This window comes from Microbacterium sp. Leaf288, from assembly GCF_001422925.1.
Taxonomy (GTDB): Bacteria; Actinomycetota; Actinomycetes; order Actinomycetales; family Microbacteriaceae; genus Microbacterium.
The window spans coordinates 709,765-734,857 of the sequence record NZ_LMNI01000001.1; the positions used below are offsets into that span (position 1 = coordinate 709,765).

Genomic DNA, 25,093 nt, shown 5'->3' on the forward strand with positions numbered 1-25,093 from the left:
AACCGGTCGTCAGGCCTCGACGGACAGCCAGGCCGAGCCGCGCACGCGCCAGCCGAGGGTGGCGAGCCGGGCGAGCATGTAGACGCCGAAGAACGCGACGGCGAGCCACGCGAGCCCGGCCGCCCCGACGGGATGCAGCCACGCGACGAGCGCGAGCGCGGGGACGAAGGGCACGAGGTTCAGCACCCCGACGATCGCGAGGTACTTCGCATCGCCGGCGCCGATGAGCACGCCGTCGAGCACGAACACGACTCCGCACACCGGCTGGGCGATCGCGAGCACGATGAGCGCGGGCTGGACGAGGGTGGCGATGCCGGCGTCGCCCGTGAACGCCAGCCCGATGACGCCCGACAGCGCCCCGATGATCGCACCCGTGATCACGCCGAACCAGGCACCCCACGCGACGGTGCGGCCGAGCACGCGGCGAACGAGCGGCGTGTCTTCGGCTCCGAGGCCCTTGCCGATGAGCGCCTGCGCGGCGATCGCGAGCGCGTCGAGCGCGAAGGCTGCCGTCGAGAAGATCGTGAAGGCGACCTGCCAGCCGGCGAGCTCGACCGTGCCGAGCCCGGTCGCGACGGCGACCGTCGCCAGCAGCGCGAACCGCAGCGACACGGTCCGCAGGAACAGCCAGCCGCCGGAACGCGCAGAGCCGCGCACACCCTCGCGCTGAGGGCGGATGGATGCCTCGTGCCGCCGCGCGAGCCGCCCGACGACGACCGCGTACGCGGCGACCATGCCCCACTGCGCGACGACGGTGCCGATCGCGGAGCCCGCGATGCCCCACCCGAAGCCGTAGATGAAGAGCCAGTTGAGCAGGGCGTTCGCGGCGAAGCCGAGTCCGGCGATCCACAGCGGCGTCACGGTGTCCTGCATTCCGCGCAGGAGACCGGTCGCGGCGAACACGACGAGCATCGCGGGAAGGCCCCACATCGAGATGCCGAGGTAGATCTCGGCCTGCTGGGCGACCTCCGGCGTCGCGCCGAACAGACCGACGAGCAGCGGCGTCGCGACGTAGCCGACGAGCGCGAGCACCGCTCCGAGGCCGAGGGCGAGCCAGATGCCGTCGATGCCGACCGACACCGCACGGGACGGGTCGCCGGCGCCGAACCGGCGCGCGACGGCGGGCGTCGTCGAGTAGGCGAGGAACACCATGAGCCCGACGATCGTCTGCAGCACGGCAGACGCGATGCCGAGCCCGGCGAGCGGCTCGACGCCGAGATGACCGACGAGCGCCGAGTCGACGATGAGGAACAGCGGTTCTGCGATCAGGGCGCCGAGCGCCGGCACCGCGAGCCGCAGGATGTCGCGGTTCAGGGTGTCGGTCGTCACCCTGAGAGCCTAAGAGGCGCCGCCGACGCCGGGGCGCAGCATCCGTCGATCCTCAATTGAGGACGAGAGCCGGGATGCGGGCCGATCCTCGCCGTTGCATCCGCAACTCGGCAACAGTCCTCAACTGAGGAGCGAGCAGGCTTCATCACAATGTCGTCACGAGCGGCGATCCGGCCGCTCCCGAGAGTTGTCCAGGCTTCGGGCGACTACCCTGGAACGCATGACCGATGCCCCCCGCTCCGGTCTCGCGCTCGAGGAACTCAGCGCCGAGATCCGCCCCCAGGACGATCTGTTCCGCCACGTCAACGGCAGCTGGCTCGAGCGGACCGAGATCCCGGAGGACAAGGCGCGGTGGGGCTCGTTCCACCTCATCGCGGAGCAGGCCGAGAAGGACGTGCACGCGATCGTCGAGGAGTCGCAGCAGGCCGAGCCCGGCACCGAGGCCCGCAAGATCGGCGACCTCTACACGAGCTTCATGGACACCGAGCGCATCGAGGCGCAGGGTGCGGCCCCGCTGGCGGACTCGCTGGCCCGTGTCGAGGCGATCGAAGACATCCCCGGGTTCCTGCGCACGATCGGCGAGTTCGAGCGCGACGGCATCGCCGCCCTCATCCACCTCTATTTCGAGCCCGACCCGGGCAACCCCGAGCGCTACGTGCCGTTCTTCATCCAGGGCGGCCTGTCGCTGCCCGACGAGAGCTACTACCGCCTCGACAACTTCCAGGAGACGCGCATCGCGTTCCGGACCCACGTGCAGCGCATCCTCGAGCTCGCGGGCGTGGCCGAGGCCGAGGCATCCGCAGATCGCATCGTCGCGATCGAGACGGAACTCGCCACCCACCACTGGGACAACGTCTCGAGCCGCGACGCGGTCAAGACGTACAACCTCAAGACGTGGGACGAGGTCCAGGAGCTCGTCGGCGTCGACCTGACGCCGTGGCGCGAGGGCGCGGCCCCCGACCACGCCGACGCGTTCGCCGAGATCAACGTCTACCAGCCGAGCTTCTTCGAGGGCCTCGGCGCCCTGCTCGTCGAGGACCGCCTCGAGGACTGGAAGGCGTGGCTGCGCTTCGCGGTCGTGCACTCCGGCGCCCCGTTCCTGTCGGAGGAGTTCGTCGCCGAGAACTTCGGGTTCTACGGCACGCAGCTGACGGGCGTCCCGGTGAACCGCGAGCGCTGGAAGCGCGGCGTCAGCCTCACCGAGGCCGCCATGGGCGAGGCCATCGGCCGCGTCTACGTCGAGCGCCACTTCCCGCCCGCGGCCAAGGAGGCGATGGACGAACTCGTCGCCAACCTCATCGAGGCGTACCGGCAGTCGATCGCCGAGCTCGAGTGGATGAGCCCCTCCACCCGCGAGCGGGCACTCGCGAAGCTCGACGCGTTCACCCCGAAGATCGGGTACCCGGTGAAGTGGAAGGACTACTCCACCCTCGAGATCGCGAGCGACGACCTCATCGGCAACGTCCGCCGTGCCCACGTGTGGGAGCACGACCGTCAGCTCGCCAAGGTGGGCCAGCCCATCGACCGCGACGAGTGGTTCATGACGCCGCAGACCGTCAATGCGTACTACAACCCGCTGATGAACGAGATCGTGTTCCCGGCGGCGATCCTGCAGTACCCGTTCTTCGACGTCGAGCGCGACGCCGCCGCCAACTACGGCGGCATCGGCGCGGTCATCGGCCACGAGATCGGCCACGGCTTCGACGACCAGGGCAGCCGCTTCGACGGCGACGGGTCGCTGCGCGACTGGTGGACCGACGACGACCGCGCCGCCTTCGAGGAGCGCACCAAGAACCTCATCGCCCAGTACGACGCCCTCGTGCCGCAGGGGCTCGCCGATGACAACAACGTCAACGGCGCGCTCACCATCGGCGAGAACATCGGCGACCTGGGCGGACTCGGCATCGCGATCAAGGCCTACGCCCTGTCGCTGGGCGATGCCGACGCCCCGGAGCTCGACGGCTTCACGGGCATCCAGCGACTGCTGCTGAGCTGGGGACAGATCTGGCAGCAGAAGGGACGGGATGCTGAGACCATCCGTCTGCTCACGATCGACCCGCACTCGCCCAACGAGTTCCGGTGCAACCAGATCGTGCGCAACATCGACGCGTTCTACGACGCGTTCGGTGTGACCGAGTCGGATGCTCTCTGGCTCGACGAGGATCAGCGCGTCACCATCTGGTGACGGCCGGGCCGCGTGCGGCCCGATCACCCCGCAACAACGTCAAGGGGAGGGAAACTCCGTGGGCATGGAGCCCAAAAAGGATGCCGAGTCGCTGCGGGGGGCAGGGCGGAGCACCGGTAGGCGGCTGCCGAAGAGGGCAGCGGCCGGTCGTCGTTCGTTCACGTCGACTCTGAAGGCGCTCGACGATCTCGCCGCATCCGGGGCCAAGATCTCGGTGCGCATCACCGACCTCGACCGCGGGACCTCCGTCCTGTCGGGCGACGACTTCGTGACGCTGCCCGTCGCCGGCCTCGGCGTCGTGCCGCTGCTCATCGAGGTCGCCGCCGCGTTCGAGTCGGGGCGCCTCGAGCCGCTCGAGATCATCGACCGCGCGCACATCGAGCCCGTCGGCGTCGGGGGAGTGTGGCAGCATCTCAAGGCGCCCGCCCTGCCCCTCATCGACCTCGCCGTGCTCACCGCGTCGACCGGCGACGCGCTGGCGGCCAATGCCCTGCTGACGCGTGTGGGCATCCCGGCCGTGCGCGCTCGCATCGAGGAGCTCGGACTCGCCCGCTCGGCGCTGCTCGACCGCTTCCGCGACGAGCGCGGGCCCGACGACGCCCCGCACTTCGCCCTCGGCTCCGCGCGCGAGCTGGCCGAGGTGTTCGCCGCCCTGGTGAACTCGCAGGTCGTCTCGCCGAGCGTGAGTGCCCAGGTGGCGGAGTGGCTGAGCCTCAACCACGACCTGTCGCTCGTGGCATCCGCCACCGGACTCGACCCGTTCTCGCACGAGAACGACGAGCACGGGCTGCTCTTCATCAACAAGACCGGCCGGGATGCCGGCATCCGTGTCGAGGCGGGTGTGCTGGCGGGCCCCCGCGCCGGAGTGTCGTACGCGCTCATCGTGTGCTTCGACGACCTGTCGATCTCGCACCGGCTGCGCGCGCACGAGGCGTTCCGCATCCTCGGCACCGACCTCATGGAGTACGTGTTCTAGACCGGTGTGCCTCGCCGTCGGCGGTGTCCCCCGCAGGACCGGGCATTCGGTGAGACGACAGCCTGCAGACGAGACCATGGGGTTCACCCAGGGTCTCGTCCGCCGACTGTCGTTTCACGCGGTGGGGTCGCGCGGCAGCGGCGGGGTCGCGCGGCGGCGGGGGATGACGCCGGGTGACGAGCGAGTACCTATGCCGGGAGGGATCGGCTACGCTCGCGAGGGTGTCAACACCGCCGTTCCGCGCCGACATCGTCGGCAGCTTCCTTCGTCCCGCTGAGCTCGCGGAGGCCCGCCGCCGGTTCGCCTCCGGTCAGATCGACGCTGATGCGCTGCGCGTCGCGGAGGAGACGGCGATCGCCGAGCTCGTCGTGCGCGAGGCCGACGCCGGCCTGAAGCTCGCGACGGACGGCGAGTTCCGCCGCTCGTGGTGGCACTTCGACTTCTTCGGCCTGCTCGACGGCGTCGAGATCGTCGAGCTCGACCACGGCATCCAGTTCCAGGGCGTGCAGACCAAGCCGCGCGGCATCGAGATCTCGGGCAAGATCGGCTTCAGCGACGCGCACCCGTTCCTCGACCACTTCCGCTCGCTCAAGAGCCTGCTCGAGCGCACCACCGGCGCGGTGCCGAAGTTCAGCATCCCGGCCCCCACGGTGCTCGACTTCCGCCTCGAGCCGGGGCACCTCGAGGGTTCGGGTTACGACGGCCGCGACGACATCGTCGACGACCTCGTGCAGGCGTACCGTGACGCGGTCGCCGCGTTCTACGACGCCGGTGCCCGCTACCTGCAGTTCGACGACACCGCGTGGGCGTACCTCTGCTCGGAGGTCGAGCTCGAGAAGGCGCGCGAGCGCGGCATCGAGACCGACGGCATCGCCGAGCGCTACTCCGGCATCCTGAACCGCATCCTCGACGGCAAGCCCGACGACCTCACGATCACCACGCATGTCTGCCGCGGCAACTTCCGCTCGACGTGGATCTCGTCGGGCGGGTACGAGCCGGTCGCCGAGCAGCTGCTCGGCAACACCGCGTACGACGGCTACTTCCTCGAGTACGACAGCGAGCGCGCCGGCGGCTTCGAGCCGCTGCGGTTCCTGCCGGAGGGCGACAAGACGGTCGTGCTCGGACTCATCACGTCCAAGAGCGGCGAGCTGGAGAACGTGGATGCTGTGAAGCACCGCATCGACGAAGCAGCGGCGTTCGCCCCCCTCGAGCAGCTCGCCCTGAGCCCCCAGTGCGGCTTCGCCTCGACCGAGGAGGGCAACGTCCTCACCGAGGACGAGCAGTGGGCCAAGGTGCGCGAGGTCGTCGACATCGCCGCCGACGTCTGGCGCTGATCCGGCCCGCCCCGGCCCGGCCCCGCCTCTGTGGGAGGTTCGGGGCGCAGTCCGTCCGTTGGGGCGCAGATACTGCGCCCCAACGGAGAATCTGCGCCCCAAACCCGGGGAGAACCTCTCGCGACAGTGCGACGCTGGGCTCAGTTGCCCGGGGCGTCGACCACGGGGGTGCCGTGGGTGTGGAAGGTCTCGATCGTCTTCATGCCCCAGGCCTGGCCCTTGCGGCGCTCGGCCTCGGTCCACTCCACGACGGGCTGATCGGGGTCCAGCAGCAGGCGGGCGCCGGCGTTCGCGAACTCGATGCGGTTGCCGCCGGGTTCCCAGACGTAGAGGAAGAACGTCTGGTTGATCGCGTGCTTGTGAGGCCCTGACTCGATGTGGATGCCGTTCTCGAGGAAGATGTCGGCGGCCTTGAGGATGTCCTCCCGCGTGTCGGGGGCGAACGCGATGTGGTGCAGGCGGTTGCCGTGGCGGGTCCAGTCGTCGGAGTAGACGACGTCGTACGACTTGAGCGAGAAGTGGAACCACCACGCCGCGAACCTGCCGCTGTCGAGCCGGATGCGCTCGGACTCGCGCATGCCGAGGGCGTCGCGCAGGAACGCCCCGTTCGCCTCGACGTCCTTCGCGAGGTAGTTGATGTGGTCGAGCCGGCGCGCGTTCACGCCCCGGCCAGGGAAGCGGGAGGCCTGGTTCTTCAGCGCCGGCCTGTCGTCGTCGCCGGCCTGGTAGCGCTCGGCCTCGTAGAAGATCGACATCGCGTGACCGTCGGGGTCGGTGAACCCGTAGGTCGGCCCGCAGCCGACGTCGCCGTCGGTCCACCCGACGCCGAGCCCGGCCGCCTCGATCGCGGCGACGCGCCGCTCCAGCGCCTGCGGCGACGATGCCCGGAACGAGGTGCGACCCACGCCCGCAGCGTCCGACGCCGTGAGCTTGATCGTGTAGAGCTGGTACTCGTCCCACGTGCGCAGGTACACGGAGTCGCCGTCCTCCGCGACGACGCGCATCGCCAGCAGGTCCTCGAAGAACCAGCGGCTCTCGGCGGGGGTGGGCGTCAGCAGCTCGACGTGGGCGAGGTGGGCGACGTCGAACGACGTGTCGGCGGTCATGGGGCGTCCTCTCTGACGGGTTTCATCGGCGCGGCCTCGGAAAGACCGTGCCGTCGAAGAGCTTGCGGGCGGTGCGCAGCGAGAAGGAGGTCGCGCGCCAGGCGCCGCCGTCGTCCTGTGTGACCCGCACGCGCGACGGGAAGGTGCCGCTCGGGTGCTCGATCGCGGCGTCCTCCTCGCCGAGGGGGCCCGCGAGGTCGTGCCCCACGGCGCCGGGGATCCGCAGAGCGGCGGCGACGGATGCTGCCATCAGCACGCCGATCGCCGTGTGCACGCGCGTCGGGATGAAGGCGCGGGTCGAGATCGCGCCGCCCGCCCGCGGCGGCGAGAGCAGGATCACTTTGGGCACCGTCTGCGCCGACACGTCGCCGAGGCCCATGACCGGACCCGCGGCAAGCCGGAGGCGCTCTATGCGCGAGGTGAGGTCTGCGTCGGTCTCGAGCGCCGCGGGCGTCTCGAAGCCGTCGACGCCCAAGTCGTCGGCGCGCAGGAGCACGACCGGCATGCCGTTGTCGATGAGGGTCGCGGTGACGCCGTCCAGGTCGTCGGCGGGATTGCCGGTCGGGAGGAGAGGCTTGTCGTCGCCGCCCCCGACCTCGAGCTCGATGGCGGATGCCGTGCCCGGGACGCCGTCGATGGCGGCATCGCCGTCGTAGTCGGGGCGGCCGTCGGCCGTGGTGAAGACCGCGGTCGCGGTGTCGCCGGTGTTGAGGAGCCGGATGCGCACCGTCGTGCGGCCACCTGTCGCCGGGACGAGGCCGCGCTCGACGGCGAACGGCCCGATGCCGGCGAGCAGGTTGCCGCACGTCTGCGCGTCGGCCACCGTCGCTGTGTCGACGCCGACCTGCAGGAACAGGTAGTCGACGTCCACGCCCTCGGCGGTCGACGGCGACACGATCGCGACCTTGCTGGTGAGAGGGTGCGCGCCGCCGATGCCGTCGATCTGCCGGGGGTCGGGTGAGCCCATGATCCGCAGCAGCAGGTCGTCGCGCGCGCCAGGATCGGACGGCAGGTCTGCCGCAAGGAAGTACGCGCCCTTCGACGTGCCGCCGCGCATGAGCATGCAGCGGACGCCGTCGCGCACGGGGTCAGGCGCCGCCATCGCCGCGCGCCTCGTACTCCGCCTGCGTCATGTACTCGATGCCGAGCTCGGCGAGGAGGGGGCGCAGCCCCTTGCGGTCGAGACTCAGCTCGCCGCTGCGGTACGCGGAGCGGTCGGCCGCCTCCTTCGCGATGCGCGCGTCGGCGGCGGCGAGGGCACCCGCCGCGTCCCGCCGGGGCACGCACAGCACGCCGTCGTCGTCCGCGACGATCACGTCGCCCGGGCGCACCGTGACGCCGCCGACGGTGACGGGCACGTTCACCGAGCCGGGCGTCGCCTTCACGGTGCCCTGCGCGAACACGGCCGCCGACCACACCGGGAAGCCCAGCTCGCGCAGCTCCGCGACATCTCTGACGCCGGTCGTCGTGACGAGTCCGCGCACGCCGCGGGCCTGCAGAGCCGTGGCGAACAGCTCGCCGAACGCGCCGTCCACCGACGGCGACGTCGTGGTCACCACGAGCACGTCGCCCTCGCGACACTGTTCGACGGCCGCGTGGATCATGAGATTGTCGCCGGGGTGGCTCAGCACCGTGACGGCGGTTCCGGCGATGCGCACGTCGTCCTGGATGGGACGGATGCCGGGACCCACGAGTCCCGTGCGACCCATCGCCTCGTGCACCGTCGCGACGCCGTGGGATCCGAGCGCGCGGGCGGTCGCAGCATCCGTCCTCGCGATGTCGGTGACGATGACGGGCTTCATAGCGGACGCACCCCGCTCACGACAGCACCGAGGTGACCTGCGGGAAGTGCCGCATGTAGGCCTCGCCCATGGTCTCGTGGTGAAGGCCGAGGTTCGGGCCCGCGTTGCGCTTGAGCTGCACGCCGCGGCGGACCGCGAGGTCGGTGTAGTACGACCACATGTGCTTCTGGGCGGGCAGGCACTCCATCGCGGCGCGCTTGCGTGCGAACGCCTCGGTGATGTCGAGGAGCACATCCGGGGTGAAGTCGCACTGCTCGGGCTGGTGCGGCTCGAAGAAGAACACCGGCGGGGCCCCGATGATGTCGTCCTTGCCGGGGTAGCTGCCGTCGGAGTTCGCGACGCCGATGGCCTGCGCGAGCACGCGTGCCTCGAGCGCCATGCGCGCCGCGGCCGGGTGGTCGCCGTTGTACGGGTCGCGCAGGGTGTGCGTGAGCACGACCGTGGGCTGCACGCGCCGGTACAGATCGACCAGGCGCGAGACGGCCTCGCGCGACTCGACCAGCGGGTAGTCACCGAGGTCGAGGAACTCGACCTCGGCACCGAGAGCGGATGCTGCGGCCTCGGCTTCGCCCCGCCGGATGCGCTTGATCTCGTCGAGCGACTTGCCGTCGAGCCACTGGCTGGCCGACTCGCCGCGCTCGCCGTACGACAGGCATGCGACCACCGCGCGTTCGCCGCGGAGGGCCGCGGCGGCGATCGCGCCGCCCGCCCGCCACACGAAGTCGCCGGCGTGGGCGCTGACGACGAGGAGCGTGTCGACGGCGGTGTCTGTCATGGGGCCAGCGAACCATACCCGTGGCGAAATGGTCAACAAATTGTCTACAATCGTGGCGACCAAATACCTCTGGATGTAGGTATAGCCGCCGCGTACCATCGCGGTCAGGTCACCCGGAACGAACCACTGGACGAGGAAGTCGAGACAGGCATGGCGAGCAACCTCCAAGAGCTCCTGAACGAATACACCGCCGAGCGGGGGAGTGTCGTCGACATGCTCCGCAACTCGCAGTTGGGCACGTACATCTACCCGGTGGTGCCGGCCGAGTTCACCAACTGGCGGCGCGAGCAGAAGGCCTGGCGCGAGACCGCTGTGCTCTACGACCAGACGCACCACATGGTGAACTTCTTCATGACCGGCCCGGACGCGCTGAGACTGCTCTCCGACACCGGCATCAACTCGTTCGCGAACTTCCCGGTGAACACGGCGAAGCAGTTCGTGCCGACCTCGTCGACCGGCGGCGTCATCGGCGACGGCATCCTGTTCCACCTCTCGGAAGATGAGTACGTCTACGTCGGTCGCGCGCCCGGCGCGAACTGGCTGCAGTTCCATGCCGAGACCGGCGGCTACGACGTCGAGACCCGCTACGACGACCGCTCGCCGTCGCGCCCGTACGGCGAGGCGGTCACCCGCGAGTTCTACCGCTTCCAGATCCAGGGCCCGAACGCGTGGCCCATCATCGAGAAGCTCGCCGGCCGCGAGGTCGAGCAGGTGCGGTTCTTCCACATGGGCGAGCTAGAGATCGCAGGGCAGCGGGTGCGCACGCTCCGCCACGGCATGGCCGGAGCGCCGGGCCTCGAGATCTGGGGCCCGTACTCCGAGCACGGCCGCATCCGCGACGCCGTGCTCGAGGCGGGCCGCGAGTTCGGCCTCGAGCCGTGCGGCTCGCGCGCGTACTCGTCGAACACGCTCGAGTCGGGCTGGATCCCGTCGCCGCTTCCCGCGATCTACACCGGCGGCGACATCGAGCGCCGCTACCGCGAGTGGCTGCCGGCGAACAGCTACGAGGCCATCAACGCCCTCGCCGGCTCCTTCGTGTCGGATGACGTCGAGGACTATTACCTCAACCCGTGGGACCTGGGCTACGGCTCGTTCGTGAAGTTCGACCACGACTTCATCGGCCGCGACGCCCTCGAGCAGGTCGACCCCGAGACGCAGCGCAAGAAGGTCACTCTCGCGTGGAACGACGAGGACCTCAGCAAGCTCCTCACGAGCGTCATCGACCGCGAGGGCCCCGGGTATCAGTTCTTCGACCTGCCGAACGCGAACTACGGCTCGTCGAACTACGACGCCGTGATCGACGCCGACGGCGACACCGTCGGTCTGTCGCTCTTCACCGGCGTCACGGCGAACGAGAAGCGCGGCCTCTCGCTCGCGACCGTCGACCGCGACGTGCCGATCGGCGCCGAGGTGCGCGTGGTGTGGGGCGAGCCCGACGGCGGCTCGCGCAAGACCACCGTCGAGCCGCACGAGCAGCTCGCCGTGCGCGCCGTTGTCAGCCCGGTGCCGTACGCCGTGACCGCCCGCCAGGAGTACCACGGCGGCTGGCGCACCGCGGCCGCGGTGGTCTAGCCCCGGGGCGGCGGTGCGGCGTCCGTTCGGGGTCGCGACACGCGGAGTGCGCGCGGCGATTCCGCGGCCCCGCCACCTGAAGCGGCGCGGTCTCGTCGTCAGTCGTGGTCGCGCTCGGCGACGAGCCGCTCGAACCAGGCGAGGGTCGCGCGGGTCATGTCGGCGGGCTGCCCCGACGCCTCCAGCGCGGCGAGGGCCGCGCGCACCTCGTGCTCGCGGCGCACCGCGTGGGTGATCGAGCCGTCGACGAGGCGGTCGATCAGGGCAGCGCCGTCTGGGCCCAGCTCCTGGGCCATCTGCGCGCGCAGCCAGTCCTCGGCGCCCACGGCGCGCGACGCGCCGAGCCCCTCGAGCACGAGCGCCGCGAGGCCCTTCATGAACACGCTCCGCAGCAGCCGCAGGCGGGCGGCCTCGCCGGCGTCGCCGTCGACCACGTCGACCGGCACCTCGAACGGGCCGACCCGGGCGGCGAACTCGCGGGCTCCGGGTCCGCTCGCGAGCAGCGGCGTGCGGTGGCCCGCGCGCACCACGGGCGCCAGCACCGCGACGTCGGCCATCGCGAGCCCGCGGTCGGCGGCGAGCCGTGCGATGCGCTGCTTGAGCTCGGGCGCGGCGGTGTTGAGGTCGGCGTAGACGGCGCCCTCGGCCACGTGGGGAAGAGCTTCACGGGCGACGGATGCTGCGGCATGCCCGGTCACGAGGCTCAGGGCGACGTCGGCCCCGGCGAGGGCGTCGGCGAGGGTCGCGAACTGCGGGACGTCGGGATCGCCGAGGTCGTGGGCGGGATCGAAGCCGCGTACCTCCGCCCCGGCGTGCGCGAGGCCGCGCGCGTAGCGGCGCCCGGCTTCGCCGAGACCGAGGACCGCGATCGTCGTCATGCTGCCGACCCTAGGGCACCGGCGCGGGGCCGAGAGCGGGAAGCTCGCCCATCTCGTGCGGGTCGGCGTCGAGGCTCTCGAGGTACTCGAGCGACCGGCGCGACCCACTCACGAGCGAGCGGATGCCGTGGGTCCGCTCGTCGACGTCCGGACGGTACGCGACGGCGAGGTCGCGGGCGATCCCGGCGGCCGCGCGGCGCAGCAGCTCCGCGTATGCGTGCGTCGAGCCGCCGTCGTTGGGCACCACGACGCCGATCGCCGCGTACACGGTGCCGCCGGGCCCGGTGACCGGCACGGCGATCCCGCGGGACTCGGGGTGGATGTGCCCTTCGGCGACTGCGTAGCCCTCCTCCCGCACCCGGCGCAGCGCCGCGCGCAGTTCGGGGCCGGTGCCGATCGTGTGGTCGGTGTACCTCCGCAGGCCGCCCGCGATGACGTCGGCGACCAGCGCCGCGTCGGCGTAGGCCAGCAGCACCAGCCCGCTCGACGATGCGTGCAGCGGGATGCGGCCCCCGATCAGCGTCGCGTTGACGACGGCGTCGCGCGTCGACATCCGATCGATGAAGAGCACGTCGCGTCCGCTCAGCACGCCCAGCTGCGCGTGCTGGCGCACCCGCTCGTGCACCGCGCCCAGCCACGGGCGGGCGATCTCGCGCAGTCCGACCGCGCCGGGCGTGCGGCTCGCGAACTCCCACAGTCGCACTCCCAGGCGGTAGGTGCGATCCGGCAGGCGCTCGAGCAGCCCCTCGTGCTCGAGCTCGGCGATGAGGCGGTGCGCGCTCGACGGCGGAATGCCCGACGCGTCGGCGATCTCCGTCAGGGTGAGGAACGGATGCCACGCATCGAAGCTCTCCAGCACGCGCAGGTGCCGGTGAAGCACCGACTCTCCGGCCGACCCTCGTGCCACAGCATCCTCCTCGACGACGCGGCCATGCTAACCCGCGCCGGAACCCGTCGGACCGGAGGGGGAGGTCGGCTCGCGCCGACCTCCCCCTCCGGCCGGTGACTCAGGAAGCGTTCTGGCGATACACGGTCCGGGCGTAGTCGTGGTACGGCGCAGGGGCGACCGTCGCGCGGATCCGCACCTGGCGGTGCTCGGCCTCGACGGAGTCCTTGCGCGAGATCGGGTCCTCGCCCCACACCACTTCGACCTCTTCGCCGTCGCGGATGCCGGCGTCCAGGGTCGCGAGCGACATGTAGAGCTGGTCGTACGCCACGTACCCGGCATCCGTCGAGATCCCCACGCGCTCGCCGTCCTTCAGGATCTCGTCCATCTGGTAGAGCCCGTACCGAGCCTTGGGGAAGTCGAGATACTTGGCGGGGGTGCCGGGCTCGAGCTGCGAGCGCACGACCGCGGCGACGTCGTCGGCGTCCCAGATCAGCGTGACCTTGCGGCGGCGCTGGTTCTCGGCGTGCTTCTCGAGCGCCTCGCGCCCGTGGAAGTCGTGGTCGAACCGCACCGAGCGGCCGAGGCCGATGTCGAACGGCGTCATGTAGAAGTCGTGGATGTCGGTCGAGTACAGCGAGCCGCCCACCGAGCCGATGCGCGCCGCCGGCAGCCACTCGCGGTACTCGGCGAAGTCGTCGTCGAACACGGCGGGGAACGGCGTCGGCACCCAGCCGGACTCGAGGGGCGACGACGAGTACGCCTTCGCGCCGACGCGGCGGATGCCGTGCTCCTCACCCGCCTCCATGAGGGCCTCGAGCACGACCTCGTGGTCCTCCCACGGTCCGTAGAACTCGAAGCCGGGCTGTCCGGCCATGCCGTGGCGCAGCGCCTTCACCGGGCGTCCGGCGATCTCGACGTCGCCGATGTGGAAGAACTTGATCTCGGGCACCGGTCCGCCGAACACCTTCTCCATCACGAGATCGGCGTGCGGCCCCTGCAGCTCGTAGCGGTAGAACGTCGGCGGACCCTGGCGCATGTGCGAGTTCGCCTCGAGGCGATAGTGGACGTCCTTGCCGAGCGCCTCGGCCTTCTCGATGTTGAAGCGCACCCAGTCGATGAGGATGTGGTGCCCGATCAGCACGAGACCCTCGGGCCCCTCGGAGTTGTAGAAGAGGATGCCGTCGCCGATGAGATAGCCGTCCTGGTTGACCGAGATGAGCTGCTTGGCGACGCCCGGGCGGAACGTCGCGAACGTGTTCGGCGAGATCGAGCTCAGGAGGGCGATGAGGTCGGCGCCGTGGAGGAAGAGCTGCGTCATGTGGTGCGACTGGTCCATGAGCGCGACCGACGTGTTCCACGCGCGCTGCTCGTCGCGCCAGTTCGTGAACTCCGGCGCCACCGGGAACGTGAACGCCGGCCAGTTCTGGTTGCGCAGCAGCTCCACGGGGCTGCCGGCGCGATCGATCGCCTCGGCGAGCGACTCGGTCTTGGTGTCCGTGATCGTGGTCATCGTCGACCCTCCTTCTTCGGTTGCGGAAGCTGCGGTCAGCGTAAGAGCGCTCCGGGCCGACCCGAACGGGTGATTCCGTTGAACGGAAACGGATGCTGCACCCCCGTGCACCGCGCGCCAGCATCGTGTCGAAGGTCACGGTCGCGGAACTTCGCACCAAAATCGTTGACAATCTCGCCGCGAATCCGTAGTTTCCCAAGCACGGGGAGACTCGACTCCCGGATCGACCACGACGACGCGATGACGCGAAAGGTGGGGCCATGGGCGCTCGGCTCGCAGTCCGTGACGTGAGCCTCCACTTCGGCGGTGTCAACGTGCTCGAGGACGTGACCTTCACCGTCGAGGCCGGTCAGATCTTCGGGCTCGTCGGGCCGAACGGCGCCGGCAAGACCTCGCTCTTCAACTGCGTGAGCGGCCATTACCGCCCGAGCGCCGGCTCGATCACGATCGACGACGACGAGGTGCTCGGCTCTCCGCCCGCGACCCTTGCCCGGCACGGCCTGGCGCGCACGTTCCAGCATCCCGCCCTGCAGCTGCGCGAGACCGTGCTCGAGAACGTGCTGCTCGGCGCGCACAGCCGCCTGCCGGGTGGACCTGCGGAGTGGTCGCTGCGCCTGCCCCGGACGACCCGCTCCGAGAAGGCACTGCGTCAGGAGGCGCTCGACCTGCTCGAGGGCCACGGCCTCGGCTGGGCCGCGAAGACGCGCGCCGACGAGCTGTCGCACGGCCTCCACAAGGGCGTGGAGCTCTGCCGCGCGCTCCTGATGAAGCCGCGGCTGCTGCTTCTCGACGAGCCGGCGGCGGGACTCCCGCACTCGGAGGTCGAGCAGCTCATCGAGACCGTGCGGCGCGTGCGTGACGACGACATCACCGTCGTGATCGTCGAGCACAACATGGGCCTCATCTCGGCGCTCACCGATCGCGTGGTCGTGCTCGACCACGGCCGCAAGCTGATGGAGGGCTCGGCGGCCGACGCGCAGGCCGACCCTCGGGTCATCGAGGCCTATCTCGGGAAGGACGCGGTCGATGACGCTGCTTGAGCTCGCCGACGTGCGGGCCTTCTACGGGCGCGTGCAGGTGCTCGAGGGCGTGTCGCTCAGCGTGCCCGGCGGCGGTGCCGTCGGCATCCTCGGGGCGAACGGTGCGGGCAAGACCACCACGCTGCGCGCGGTGTCGGGCACGGTGCGCTCCACCGGCACGATCCGCTTCGACGGCAAGGACCTCCATGGCCTCCGCCCCGACCAGGTCGCGGCGCTCGGCATCGCGCACGTGCCAGAGGGGCGCGGCACGCTGTCCGACCTCACGGTGCGCGAGAACCTGCGAGTGGGCGCCTACCGCCGCAAGGACGCGAAGGCCATCCGCGCCGACGTGGACTACTGCCTCGACCTCTTCCCGCAGCTGAAGGACCGCATCCGCTCCAACGGGTCGGCCCTGTCGGGCGGTGAGCAGCAGATGCTCGCCATCGCACGGGCGATCATGGCCCGGCCGCGCCTGCTGCTGCTCGACGAGGCATCCCTCGGTCTCGCGCCCAGCACCGCGAAGGCGGTGTACCAGGCGATCGGGCGGCTGCGCACGGAGTCCGGCATCGCGATGGTCGTGGTCGAGCAGAACGCCAACCTCGCCTTCACCCTCGTCGACAGTGCGACCGTGCTCGAGACGGGACGCAACGCCCTGACCGGCTCGACCGCGGAGCTCAAGGGCATGGACGAGATCCGCCGCGCGTACCTGGGAGGCTGACGGGTGGGTACCTTCATCCAGCTCGTGATCGACGGTCTGTCGACGGGGTCGATCTACGCGGCGCTCGCCCTCGCGATCGTGCTGGTCAACCAGGCGACCGGCCTCATCAACTTCGCCCAGGGCGGCATGGCGGTGCTGTCGGCCTACATCGCATGGGCGCTCAACGGCTTCGGTGTGCCGATCGTGCTGGCGATCCTCGGCGCGATCGTGGTGTCGTTCTTCATGGGCGCGCTCATCGAGCGCTACCTCATCCGCCGATTCGAGCGCGGCGACCCCGATACCGCCGTCGTCGTCACGATCGGGCTTCTGACGTTCATCACCGGCTTGTGCGCCTGGATCTGGACCTACAACAACCGGCTCTTCCCGTCGCTGTTCCCGCTGCAGACGATCCAGCTGGGCGGGGCCGTGATCAGCGTGCGCTCGCTCGGCACCATCGTGGTGATCGTCGTGATCATGCTGCTGCTGCAGGCGCTGTTCCTCGGCACGAAGCTGGGCCTGGCGCTCCGCGCCGTCGCGATCAATCCCGCATCGGCGGCCTTCTCGGGCATCAACGTCGGCCGGAGCCTCATGGTCGGCTGGGGGCTCGCCGCGGTGCTGGGTGCCGTCGCGGGCGTTCTGGTCGCGCCGCAGCTGACCCTCACCCCCGGGATGATGGACGGCGCCCTCGTCTACGCGCTCGCCGCCTGCATCCTCGGCGGCCTCTCGAGCCCGATCGGCGTCGTCGTCGCGGCGTGGCTGATCGGCGTGCTGGAGAACCTCGCGGCCGTCTACATCCCCTTCATCGGGCACGACCTCAAGATCGCGGTGCCCTTCATCCTCATCTTCGTCGTGCTCATCGTGCGGCCACAGGGCCTGTTCGGCCGGAAAGCGGTGGTGCGCGTCTGATGCCTTCGACCGCGGAGTTCTGGAGCCGGCCCTGGGTGAGGTGGGCGGGGATCGGCCTGATCGTCGTGCTGATGATCGTCGGGCCGCTCATCCTGCCCGAGTTCGCGAACCAGACGATCGCCCGCATCGGCGTGTTCGCCGTGGCGGTGCTGGGCCTGAACGTCGTGATGGGCTACACCGGCCAGGTCTCCCTCGGCCAGATCTTCTTCGTCGGCGTCGGCGCGTACGCCACCGCGTACGGCGTCAACGCCGGGTGGAACATCGTCCTCGTGTTCGTGCTCGCGTGCGTGGTGCCGGCCGTCCTCGGGCTGCTCGTCGCGCTCGCTGCGGCGCGGCTCGGCGGTCTGGCGATCGCGATGGTCACCATCGCACTGCCCATCGTGGGCGTGCCGCTCGCCAAGCGCCTGTCGGACTTCACCGGCGGCTCGCAGGGCACCTCCGCGCGGTTCTCGGACGCCCCCGAGTGGACGGGGCTCTACGACGACCAGTGGCAGCTGTACCTCGTGTTCCTCATCGGCGGCATCACGTTCCTGCTCACGCGCAACCTCGTGCGCGGCAAGTACGGCCGCGCCTTCGCCATCGTGAAGGGCAATGAGGCGGTCGCAGCATCCATGGGCGTCTCGCCCTACCGCTACAAAGTGCTGGCGTTCACGATCGCATCCCTCATCGGCGGCGTGAGCGGATTCCTCTACATGGTCGTGATCCAGTACACCTCGCCCGAGACGCTGCACTTCGGCCACTCGATCGAACTTCTCGCCTCGATGGTCATCGGCGGCGCCGGCAGCATCATCGGCTCGCTCCTCGGCGGCGCCTGGTACGTGCTGCTGCCGCAGATCACCAACCTCATCGATCCCAACATCACCGCGATGCTCCAGGGCGCGATCCTCCTCGTCGTGCTGTTCATCCTCCCGGGCGGACTCGTCTCGCTGCCGCGGCTGTGGCGCCGGCGCGGCAGGGGGTCCGTCGCCGGACCGGGTGGCGGACCGGTCGGAGGTGCGATGCAGGCGGATGCCGCGGCATCCGTCCCAGGAAGCTCCACCGTCGGCGACGCCCTGGGCGCCCCCCAGACGCAATCACCACCACCACCTACGACGCAGTCGTAATACACAGAGAGGCAGGACCCATGAGCACGAATCGCAGAAGGATGCGCGTCGCCTCGGTCGTCGCGGGGATCGGCATCGTCGCCGTCCTCGCTGCCGGCTGCGCGCGCGGCGGCGGCTCGCCGAACAGCACCGAAGATGGCGGCGCAGCCGAGGCGAGCCCGGGCATCACCGACGACTCGATCACCCTCGGCATCACGACGCCGCTGTCGGGGCCGACCGCGGGACCGGGCACGTGCACGGTCGCCGGCATCACCGCGTACTTCGGCGCCAAGAACGCCGACGGGGGCGTCGAGTTCGGCGACGGCAAGACCCGTACGGTCGAGATCGAGGCGCTCGACGACGAGTACGACCCGCAGAAGGCCAAGGCCAACTACGACCAGCTCAAGAGCAGCGTGTTCGCGATGACCGCGGGCCTCGGAACGCCCACCAACCGGGCGTGGCGCGAGGCGGCGATCGCCGACGAGGTGCCGCAGGCGCTGATCATGACGGGCGACCCGATCTTCAGCGACGCGGAGGAGAGCCCGTGGCAGCTCGGATTCGTGCCGATCTACCAGAACGAAGGACAGGCGTTCGGCGAGCTCCTGGCCGGGTCGGGCGAAGAGCACACGGTCGCGATCCTGTCGCAGAACGACGACTACGGCGAGGGATACGTCGAGGGCTTCAAGGCCGGCATCGAGGGCGCCGACAACATCGAGATCGTCAAGGAGCTCACGTACGAGGCCACCGACACCTCGGTCGACGCACAGTTGACCGAACTGGCCGGGTCGGGCGCCGACGTGTTCTTCAACGCGATGTCGATCACGCCGCTCGTGATCTCGTCGCTGCAGAAGACGCAGGAGCTCGGGTGGCTGCCCTCGTGGTTCCTCCCGTCGAACACGTCGAGCCCCACCGCGATCCTCGAGCCGGGCGGCGCTGCGGCGTTCCCGGGCGTCTACACGGTCGCCTTCGCACAGTCGGCGGCCGCGCCCACCTTCGCCGAGAGCGAGGACGGCGCCGCATTCCTCGCCGGGCTGAAGGAGTACGCGAACTATCCCGACCCTCCCGCCTTCCCGCACTGCGTCTGGTCGTACCAGGTCGGCGCGACGCTGGAGCAGGTGTTCGCGAAGATGACCGAGCCGACGCGCGCGGACTTCATGGAGCAGCTGCGGACGATCTCCGGCTACACCGCACCGCTCATGCTCGAGGGCTCCACCGTCGACACGACCGTCGACGGCCAGCCGGCGGTCTCGACCGTGCAGGTGCAGAAGTACAACGGCAAGGGCTACGCCCCTGCCGAGTCATGGGATCAGTGACCTGAGCCCGGAGGAGGGGCGGGCGGAGGCATCCGTCCGCCTCTCCGCCGTCTGCCGAGAAACCGCGATCGCGCAGGGGAACCACACCTGCGACGCTGACTCAGCGCGTTCGTGGTTTCTCGCGTGCGACGAAGCGCGGACGGTGCCTCACTCCATGCCGTGCAGCACCTCGACGATGCCCGACAGGTGGGCGCGGGTCGCGGCCTCGGCGGCGTCGGGGTCTTTCGCGAGGATCGCGTCGATGATCGCGATGTGCTCCGGCGCCGACGTCGCAGCGCGCCCCGGGTGGAAGGCGAGCCGGAACTGGTGCCGGGCGGACTGCGCGCGCAGGCGCTCGAGCAGCTGGGTCGCGGTGCCGTGGTGGCTGAGGTCGCGGATGCGGCGGTCGAGCTCCTGGTTGAGGCGCGAGTACGCCATGAGATCGCCCGATCCGATCGCGGCCTCGATGTCGGCGCGCAGCGCGCGGAGTTCGTCCGCGTCGGTGGGGGAGAGGTTCTCGGCGGCCTTGCGCGCGCAGAGGGTCTCGAGGCCGATGCGCACCTCGACGATCTCGATGGCCTCGTCGACCGTGATCGCCCGCACCCGTGCGCCGCGGTTGGGCAGGCGCTCGACGAGCCCCTCACCGGCGAGGTTCAGCAGCGCCGTGCGAACAGATGCACGCGACGCTCCGTAGCGTTCGCTGAGGTCGGCCTCGATGAGCCGCTGATGCGGCGCGAACTGCGCGTCGAGGATCGCCTCGCGGATCACCTGGGTGAGGTCGGGACGCTCGATCGTCGCGTCGTCGCTCAGCACTGCGGCATCCGTCATCTCCGCCAACCCCCTTCGGCGCCTTCGTCGTGCACTGACACTATCTCGCGGGGGGCCGATCGACGGGAAGAATCTCATACGAAATGCGCGCGAAAATCGTCGACAATCTTGATTCACGCGCATGGGAGAGGCACGCTGGGAGAGGTGTCGATCCGCGCCGACCCGAGGCGGATCCACGTTGGACAACACGGAGAGGTGGGCGTTCCATGGGCGAGACGGCGATGGGGACTTCGGTCCGGACGGGCCTGTTCATCGGGGGTGAGGAGCGCTTCACCGACGACGTGCTGACGATCCCCGATCCCGGCAAGCCGGGTGCGGTCGTCGGCGAGGCGGCGGCCGCGACGGAATCGGATGTGAAGGATGCCGTCGCCGCGGCGAAGGCGGCCTTCCCGGCGTGGGCGGCGCTCACACCCCAGGAGCGTGCGGCTGCGATGGCCGAGGCGATCGCGGGGATCGCCGACGATCGTGACGAGGACGCGGCAGTCCTGTCGCAGGAGAACGGCAAGATCCGCATGGAGGCCTGGATCGACGGCCTCGTGTTCGAGATCCGCTGGAATCTCGCTCTCATGCTCGCCGACGAGGTCGACGCCTCCAAGACCCTGCCGCCGATCCCGGGCGCCATCCCCGTGTCGACCGACGTTTCGTACCAGCCCCTCGGCGTGGTGACGGTGATCGTGCCGTTCAACTGGCCGATCGCGATCCTCGGTGCGGCGCTGCCGCACGCGCTCCTCGCAGGCAACACGGCGATCGTGAAGCCGCCGCCCTCGGCGCCGCTCGCGACGACCCGCGTCGTGCAGCGCGTGGCCGAGAAGCTGCCGCCGGGCGTCCTCAACGTCGTGACCGGCCGCGATCAGGACATGGCCGGCCTCATCCAGAGCCCCGACATCGCCAAGGTCTGCTTCACGGGGAGCGTCAACGGCGGCAAGCGGATCATGGAGATGGCGTCGAAGACGCTCACCCGCGTCACCCTGGAGCTGGGTGGCAACGACGCGGCGGTGTTCCTCGACGACGCGATCCTCGACGACGCGCACCTCGACCGCCTGTATGCGGCGATATACGACACGACGGGCCAGATCTGCATGAACGCCAAGCGCGTCTTCGTGCACCGCTCGCGTGCCGACGAGCTCGTGGCGGGGTTGTCCGCCCGGCTCGAGGCGGCGCGGCTCGGCTACGGACTCGACGAGGGCACGACGATGGGGCCGCTGCACCAGCCGGCGCAGAAGGCGTTCGTCGACGAGATCATCCAGGAGGCGAAGGATGCCGGCGCCGACGTCCGCGAGTTCGGCGAGCTGCCGGGCGGCGAACTGGCCGGCGGCAACTTCGTGCGCCCCGCGATCGTCGTCGACCCGTCACTCGAACTGCGCGTGGTGACGCAGGAGCAGTTCGGCCCGGTGATCCCGGTCATCCCGTTCGACGACGAGGCCGAGGCCGTGCGCCTCGCCAACGACACGTGGGGCGGGCTGTGCGGCTCGGTGTGGACGGCCTCGCCCGAAGCGGCCCAGCGCGTCGGCTCGCAACTGGAGTGCGGCTACGTGTGGGTCAACGACCACGGCGCGACCCGACTCGACCTGCGTGCCCCGTTCGGCGGCATGAAGCAGTCCGGCTTCGGCCGCGAGCAGGGCATCGAGGGCGTCCGCGCCTTCCAGGACACCCGCTCGATCGCGACCCTCGACCCGGAGGCGCTGGCCTCGATGGCCCACTGACCTGGCCGATCCCCGCCCTGCCGGTCGGGGTCTCGCGTGATCATGGTCTCGAGAAGCGCGGAAGAGGGTGGGTTCCCGGCGGAATCCACCCTCTTCGCGTGTCGGGGGCCGTGTCAGCGAGTGCCGTACGCGAGGCCGGGTTTCGGGTCCTCGCAGGCGAAGCTGGAGGCGGTCTCGGGGTCTCCCGAGACGTACTCCGCGACCTGCGGGTACACACACAGCGGACGCGAGCGGGTCGGCGACCAGTTCGCCGGTACCTCCGGGTTGGCCGGATTGACCGATGCCACGAGCTGATCGGGCGCGATGCCCTGCTCGACCCAGGCGACGAGGGCGGCGAGGCCGGCGTGCTGGTCGGTGGCGGGTCCGCCGGCAACGTGACCCATGCCGGGCACCTCGAAGTACCGCGCGAACTGCTCCGCGTCATCGCCGTAGGTCTGGTCGAGCTCGTCGAACCAGGCCGCGGTGTCGTCCGGCGAGAACACGCCGTCCGAGGCGCCGTGGATCACGATCATCTTCGCCCCGCGGTCGCGCAGCGAGTCGAGGCGGGTCGGATCGGGTGGCGTCATGAACGACATGCTGCTCTCGGTGTAGATCCCCGAGGTGGCATAGATCTTCGCAGCCTCGGTGTCGACGTCGAAGCCGAGTGCGTAGCCCCGCAGGTCGGAGAGGATGCTCGGCTCGGCCGGCGGCGTGGTGAAGATGAAGCCGACGGCCGGGGCATCCCGCGTGTACGGTGAACCGAACTTCCAGCCCGCCCAGCCGGTCTGCGTCAGGCCCGGGTCGAACGGGAAGGACGAGTAGATCGTCTTGTTGTTGCTCGTGCGCGCACCGGCGAAGACCTCCTCGATGACGGTCAGCTGGTCTTTCGTCAGACATGTTCCGTCGCGCTCGCCCTTGCAGCGCGGCGCATCGCGCTTCACCGAGAACGCCTGCTGGCAGGTCTCACTGTTGTGGACCATGCCGTCGGCCAGTCCGTCGAGGGCGTCGCATCGGCTGAGGATCGCTTCCGCGACGAGAGTTCGCTCGGTCGGCGTGAAGGCCGTCGCGAGATCGGTCGACGTCGCCGCGACGCGCGCCCACTGCTGGGCTCCCCACAGTTGGGCGACGGCCGCCTGCGGCAGGTTGAAGCCCGGCGAGATCGCGAGGAAGCCGTCGAACTGGTCGGCGTAGCGAGCGGCGGCCACCATGGTGTGGCGCCCGCCGTTGGACCCGCCGGTGATGTAGGAGCGGTCGGGGCCGCGGTCATAGGCCGCAGTGATCAGGGCCTTCGCCATCGGCGTGAGCGTGCCGACCGCCTGATAGCCGTAGTCCAGCCGGGCCTGCGGCTCGCGGCCGAACAGCGGGTTCTGGCTGCCGTTGTGACCGGCGTCGGAACTCAGAACCGCGAAGCCCATTTGCAGCCCGCTCTCGCCGCCGCGGGTGAGCCCCAGCGCGGGCACGATGGCGCCGTCGAGCCCCCCGTTGCCCTGGTAGAGGAAGCGCCCTGCCCAGTCCGTGGGAAGACGCATCTCGAAGCCGATCGCGTAGATCTGGCCGTCGAACGTGCTCACGCGCTCGTTCATCGTGCCTCGTACCTGGCAGTGCTCGCCGATCGGCCGGCCGCCGTTGGTGACGGCGCCCGCCGCGATCCGCGCCACCGACGTGATCGTCGTCGACGGGTACGCGAACGCGGTCAGCGTCTCGCACTCCTGCAGAGTGCCGGGCTGTGCCGCTGACAGCTGCTGTAGCGTCTCCTCGCCGCGGGGCGGAGCGGCCGTGGCGGGGCTGGCGAGGCCCGCGACGAGGAAGAGGGATGCCGCGGCCGCACCGATCATTGCCGTCAGGCGTGGGCGCGACCGAGCGAGGGAGCGGTTCCGCTGTCGCGGAGATCCTGGGGGCGAGCCGTCGAAGAAGTGTGACATGGGAGTCCTCTTCCTGGTCCCGTGCGGCGAGATCGTTCTCGTCGGACCATCTAGGTGCGCCCGGCATCATCGCCGGGGTCCTGTCAAGCTATGCCAATTTGGTTGCACATTGCAACTGTTTTCTGAGTGGCGAGGCACCTGGTCCTAGACTGCGACGGTCGGGCGAGGACGGATGGGGAAGCGTTGGCACCGGTGGACGGCGAACACGCGGCGGGGCGGCTGGCACGCAACCCGGGTTTCCTGGCAGCGCGCTTCACCTCGGTCGCAGCGACCGTCTCGAACCGTGCGCTCGCCCCCTTCGGACTGCGCACCCGCAGCTACTCCCTCGTCGAGCTGGCCGCGGCATCGGGCGGCCTGTCGCAACGGGAAGTCGGGCGCATCCTTGCTCTCGACAAGGCGCACGTGGTGCGGCTCGTCGATCAGGTGGTGGAGATGGGCCTGGTGGTGCGGGAGCGGGATCCCCGCGACGGTCGCGCCTGGCTCATCCGGGCGACACCGAAGGGAGACGCGGTGGCGCGAAAGGCCGGCCAGGCCCTCGACGACGCCTACTCGCTCCTGCTCGGGCCGCTCAGTACCGACGAGATCTCCGCCGCGATGACGGCGCTCCAGAAGCTCGCCTTCGCGATCGAGGTTCCCGACCACGAGGTGTGACCTCTCGGTCGACGGGTCAGGGGCCGGTCGCTGCGCCTGTCGAAGCGCCGTCGAGGCGGTCCACGAGCGCGAGGCCGCGACGGGCCCACGCGATCTCGCCCTGGGCGCGCTCGACGAGACCCTCGTACGCGAAGCGCTTGTAGGCGATGGTGCGCTCGCGATCGGCGTCCGCCGTCACGGCGAGGCGCCGGACGAGCATGGGGTTGGCGACGGCGTCGATGCGCTCGAGTTCGCCCTCCCACTGCGCCAGTTCGCCCTGCCACTGTGCGATGTGCCGTTCGAGGAACGCGCGCGCGGACGCGGGCGAAGCTGCTTCGAGGTAGGCCGCGCGCAGGTGGGCGGGGTCCCGCACCCGCTGGTAGTCCAGGGGAGAGCCCATCCATTCGAGGAAGGCCTGCTCACCGGCATCCGTCACGTGGTACATCCGCCGCGTGCCGCGCTCGCCGCGCGTCTGCTCCTCGCCCTCGATGAGGCCGAGCTCCTCCATCTTGCGCAGCTCGGGATAGATCTGGGAGTCGGGCGCATGCCACACGTGGCCGACCGACTGGTGGAACTGCTTCTGCAGGTCGTAGCCCGACAGCGGGCCGACCCGCAGGATCGCCAGCAGCGCGTAGCGCAGACTCATCGCGTGCTCCTTCCTCGCCCGAGGGTAGCGGGC

At 70.3% G+C, this 25,093-nt stretch carries 22 protein-coding genes; 11 read left to right on the forward strand and 11 right to left on the reverse strand.

The genetic code is table 11. The features are described 5' to 3' along the window. Positions 1–9: 9 nt before the first annotated feature. On the reverse strand, positions 10–1,329 hold the full coding sequence (locus ASF40_RS03000) for an MATE family efflux transporter (RefSeq protein ID WP_056366129.1): 1,320 nt from the start codon (positions 1,327–1,329) through the stop codon (positions 10–12). Between the two features lie 220 nt (positions 1,330–1,549). Here ASF40_RS03000 and ASF40_RS03005 point away from each other — a divergent pair, with 220 nt between their 5' ends. From ASF40_RS03005 to ASF40_RS03015, 3 genes are all read left to right on the forward strand, one after another. Continuing rightward, positions 1,550–3,514: a M13 family metallopeptidase gene (locus ASF40_RS03005; protein WP_056366132.1), complete on the forward strand. Its 1,965-nt coding sequence runs from the start codon at positions 1,550–1,552 to the stop codon at positions 3,512–3,514. Positions 3,515–3,578: 64 nt separating this feature from the next. Further along, the gene (locus ASF40_RS03010; protein WP_056366135.1) at positions 3,579–4,490 is read left to right on the forward strand and encodes a serine hydrolase; all 912 of its coding nucleotides are present in this window, start codon (positions 3,579–3,581) and stop codon (positions 4,488–4,490) included. A 221-nt stretch (positions 4,491–4,711) separates the two neighbouring features. Next, positions 4,712–5,824 carry a 5-methyltetrahydropteroyltriglutamate--homocysteine S-methyltransferase gene (locus ASF40_RS03015; protein ID WP_056366138.1) on the forward strand — a complete coding sequence of 371 codons (1,113 nt, stop codon included), beginning with the start codon at positions 4,712–4,714 and terminating at the stop codon, positions 5,822–5,824. Between the two features lie 140 nt (positions 5,825–5,964). Here the strand turns inward: ASF40_RS03015 and ASF40_RS03020 are convergent, their stop codons facing one another. Genes ASF40_RS03020 through ASF40_RS03035 form a run of 4 tightly spaced genes read right to left on the reverse strand, consistent with a single transcriptional unit; the run spans position 5,965 to position 9,507 of the window. After that, the gene (locus ASF40_RS03020; protein ID WP_056366141.1) at positions 5,965–6,930 is read right to left on the reverse strand and encodes a VOC family protein; all 966 of its coding nucleotides are present in this window, start codon (positions 6,928–6,930) and stop codon (positions 5,965–5,967) included. A gap of 22 nt (positions 6,931–6,952) precedes the next feature. Beyond that, the gene (locus tag ASF40_RS03025) at positions 6,953–8,032 is read right to left on the reverse strand and encodes a 4-oxalomesaconate tautomerase (RefSeq protein ID WP_056366144.1); all 1,080 of its coding nucleotides are present in this window, start codon (positions 8,030–8,032) and stop codon (positions 6,953–6,955) included. Continuing rightward, entirely contained in the window at positions 8,019–8,732 is a 714-nt protein-coding gene (locus tag ASF40_RS03030) for a 4-carboxy-4-hydroxy-2-oxoadipate aldolase/oxaloacetate decarboxylase (RefSeq protein WP_056366148.1), read from the reverse strand. The genes ASF40_RS03025 and ASF40_RS03030 overlap by 14 nt, the downstream gene beginning before the upstream one ends. 16 nt (positions 8,733–8,748) lie before the next feature. Next, a complete protein-coding gene (locus tag ASF40_RS03035) occupies positions 8,749–9,507 on the reverse strand; it encodes a PIG-L deacetylase family protein (protein WP_056366152.1) in 759 nt (252 codons plus the stop codon). A 150-nt stretch (positions 9,508–9,657) separates the two neighbouring features. Between ASF40_RS03035 and ligM the strand changes: the two genes are divergently transcribed. Then, positions 9,658–11,079: a vanillate/3-O-methylgallate O-demethylase gene (gene ligM, locus ASF40_RS03040; protein WP_056366155.1), complete on the forward strand. Its 1,422-nt coding sequence runs from the start codon at positions 9,658–9,660 to the stop codon at positions 11,077–11,079. Between the two features lie 98 nt (positions 11,080–11,177). On the opposite strand, the gene ASF40_RS03045 is transcribed toward ligM, so the two are convergent. From ASF40_RS03045 to ASF40_RS03055, 3 genes are all read right to left on the reverse strand, one after another. Beyond that, positions 11,178–11,957, reverse strand: coding sequence for a DUF1932 domain-containing protein (locus ASF40_RS03045; protein ID WP_056366159.1), 780 nt, complete (start codon positions 11,955–11,957; stop codon positions 11,178–11,180). A 10-nt stretch (positions 11,958–11,967) separates the two neighbouring features. Continuing rightward, the gene (locus ASF40_RS03050) at positions 11,968–12,864 is read right to left on the reverse strand and encodes an IclR family transcriptional regulator (protein ID WP_082496812.1); all 897 of its coding nucleotides are present in this window, start codon (positions 12,862–12,864) and stop codon (positions 11,968–11,970) included. Between the two features lie 100 nt (positions 12,865–12,964). Next, the gene (locus ASF40_RS03055; protein WP_056366165.1) at positions 12,965–14,356 is read right to left on the reverse strand and encodes an aminomethyltransferase family protein; all 1,392 of its coding nucleotides are present in this window, start codon (positions 14,354–14,356) and stop codon (positions 12,965–12,967) included. A gap of 260 nt (positions 14,357–14,616) precedes the next feature. Here ASF40_RS03055 and ASF40_RS03060 point away from each other — a divergent pair, with 260 nt between their 5' ends. From ASF40_RS03060 to ASF40_RS03080, 5 genes are read left to right on the forward strand one after another with little or no spacing between them, the layout of a single operon-like run. Then, a complete protein-coding gene (locus ASF40_RS03060; RefSeq protein WP_056366168.1) occupies positions 14,617–15,396 on the forward strand; it encodes an ABC transporter ATP-binding protein in 780 nt (259 codons plus the stop codon). Beyond that, positions 15,383–16,093: an ABC transporter ATP-binding protein gene (locus tag ASF40_RS03065; RefSeq protein WP_056366171.1), complete on the forward strand. Its 711-nt coding sequence runs from the start codon at positions 15,383–15,385 to the stop codon at positions 16,091–16,093. Before ASF40_RS03060 ends, ASF40_RS03065 begins: the two co-directional genes overlap by 14 nt. 3 nt (positions 16,094–16,096) lie before the next feature. After that, positions 16,097–16,978, forward strand: a complete 882-nt coding sequence (locus ASF40_RS03070) for a branched-chain amino acid ABC transporter permease (protein WP_056366174.1) — start codon at positions 16,097–16,099, stop codon at positions 16,976–16,978. Then, positions 16,978–18,081 (forward strand): branched-chain amino acid ABC transporter permease, encoded by a 1,104-nt coding sequence (locus ASF40_RS03075; RefSeq protein WP_082496813.1) that lies wholly within the window; start codon positions 16,978–16,980, stop codon positions 18,079–18,081. Before ASF40_RS03070 ends, ASF40_RS03075 begins: the two co-directional genes overlap by 1 nt. Before the next feature lie 20 nt (positions 18,082–18,101). Next, positions 18,102–19,373 carry an ABC transporter substrate-binding protein gene (locus ASF40_RS03080; RefSeq protein ID WP_056366177.1) on the forward strand — a complete coding sequence of 424 codons (1,272 nt, stop codon included), beginning with the start codon at positions 18,102–18,104 and terminating at the stop codon, positions 19,371–19,373. A gap of 147 nt (positions 19,374–19,520) precedes the next feature. On the opposite strand, the gene ASF40_RS03085 is transcribed toward ASF40_RS03080, so the two are convergent. After that, a complete protein-coding gene (locus ASF40_RS03085) occupies positions 19,521–20,180 on the reverse strand; it encodes a GntR family transcriptional regulator (protein ID WP_200919412.1) in 660 nt (219 codons plus the stop codon). Between the two features lie 221 nt (positions 20,181–20,401). Here ASF40_RS03085 and ASF40_RS03090 point away from each other — a divergent pair, with 221 nt between their 5' ends. Continuing rightward, a complete protein-coding gene (locus ASF40_RS03090) occupies positions 20,402–21,883 on the forward strand; it encodes an aldehyde dehydrogenase family protein (protein ID WP_200919413.1) in 1,482 nt (493 codons plus the stop codon). Between the two features lie 113 nt (positions 21,884–21,996). Here the strand turns inward: ASF40_RS03090 and ASF40_RS03095 are convergent, their stop codons facing one another. After that, positions 21,997–23,697 (reverse strand): tannase/feruloyl esterase family alpha/beta hydrolase, encoded by a 1,701-nt coding sequence (locus tag ASF40_RS03095; protein ID WP_200919414.1) that lies wholly within the window; start codon positions 23,695–23,697, stop codon positions 21,997–21,999. Between the two features lie 279 nt (positions 23,698–23,976). On the opposite strand from ASF40_RS03095, the gene ASF40_RS03100 reads away from it, so the two are divergent. Next, positions 23,977–24,435, forward strand: a complete 459-nt coding sequence (locus tag ASF40_RS03100) for a MarR family winged helix-turn-helix transcriptional regulator (RefSeq protein ID WP_056366186.1) — start codon at positions 23,977–23,979, stop codon at positions 24,433–24,435. Between the two features lie 16 nt (positions 24,436–24,451). On the opposite strand, the gene ASF40_RS03105 is transcribed toward ASF40_RS03100, so the two are convergent. Next, positions 24,452–25,060: a PadR family transcriptional regulator gene (locus ASF40_RS03105; protein ID WP_056366190.1), complete on the reverse strand. Its 609-nt coding sequence runs from the start codon at positions 25,058–25,060 to the stop codon at positions 24,452–24,454. Positions 25,061–25,093: the final 33 nt, after the last annotated feature.

Excerpts from the sequence above, each read along its gene's own strand:
- ASF40_RS03025 (WP_056366144.1), bottom strand. The coding sequence starts at position 8,032 with ATGGCGGCGCCTGACCCCGTGCGCGACGGCGTCCGCTGCATGCTCATG.
- ASF40_RS03045 (WP_056366159.1), bottom strand. The coding sequence starts at position 11,957 with ATGACGACGATCGCGGTCCTCGGTCTCGGCGAAGCCGGGCGCCGCTAC.
- ASF40_RS03020 (WP_056366141.1), bottom strand. The coding sequence starts at position 6,930 with ATGACCGCCGACACGTCGTTCGACGTCGCCCACCTCGCCCACGTCGAG.
- ASF40_RS03080 (WP_056366177.1), top strand. The coding sequence starts at position 18,102 with ATGAGCACGAATCGCAGAAGGATGCGCGTCGCCTCGGTCGTCGCGGGG.
- ASF40_RS03055 (WP_056366165.1), bottom strand. The coding sequence starts at position 14,356 with ATGACCACGATCACGGACACCAAGACCGAGTCGCTCGCCGAGGCGATC.
- ASF40_RS03035 (WP_056366152.1), bottom strand. The coding sequence starts at position 9,507 with ATGACAGACACCGCCGTCGACACGCTCCTCGTCGTCAGCGCCCACGCC.
- ASF40_RS03065 (WP_056366171.1), top strand. The coding sequence starts at position 15,383 with ATGACGCTGCTTGAGCTCGCCGACGTGCGGGCCTTCTACGGGCGCGTG.
- ASF40_RS03095 (WP_200919414.1), bottom strand. The coding sequence starts at position 23,697 with ATGATCGGTGCGGCCGCGGCATCCCTCTTCCTCGTCGCGGGCCTCGCC.
- ASF40_RS03060 (WP_056366168.1), top strand. The coding sequence starts at position 14,617 with ATGGGCGCTCGGCTCGCAGTCCGTGACGTGAGCCTCCACTTCGGCGGT.
- ligM (WP_056366155.1), top strand. The coding sequence starts at position 9,658 with ATGGCGAGCAACCTCCAAGAGCTCCTGAACGAATACACCGCCGAGCGG.
- ASF40_RS03005 (WP_056366132.1), top strand. The coding sequence starts at position 1,550 with ATGACCGATGCCCCCCGCTCCGGTCTCGCGCTCGAGGAACTCAGCGCC.
- ASF40_RS03090 (WP_200919413.1), top strand. The coding sequence starts at position 20,402 with ATGGGGACTTCGGTCCGGACGGGCCTGTTCATCGGGGGTGAGGAGCGC.
- ASF40_RS03075 (WP_082496813.1), top strand. The coding sequence starts at position 16,978 with ATGCCTTCGACCGCGGAGTTCTGGAGCCGGCCCTGGGTGAGGTGGGCG.
- ASF40_RS03105 (WP_056366190.1), bottom strand. The coding sequence starts at position 25,060 with ATGAGTCTGCGCTACGCGCTGCTGGCGATCCTGCGGGTCGGCCCGCTG.
- ASF40_RS03010 (WP_056366135.1), top strand. The coding sequence starts at position 3,579 with ATGGAGCCCAAAAAGGATGCCGAGTCGCTGCGGGGGGCAGGGCGGAGC.
- ASF40_RS03085 (WP_200919412.1), bottom strand. The coding sequence starts at position 20,180 with ATGACGGATGCCGCAGTGCTGAGCGACGACGCGACGATCGAGCGTCCC.
- ASF40_RS03030 (WP_056366148.1), bottom strand. The coding sequence starts at position 8,732 with ATGAAGCCCGTCATCGTCACCGACATCGCGAGGACGGATGCTGCGACC.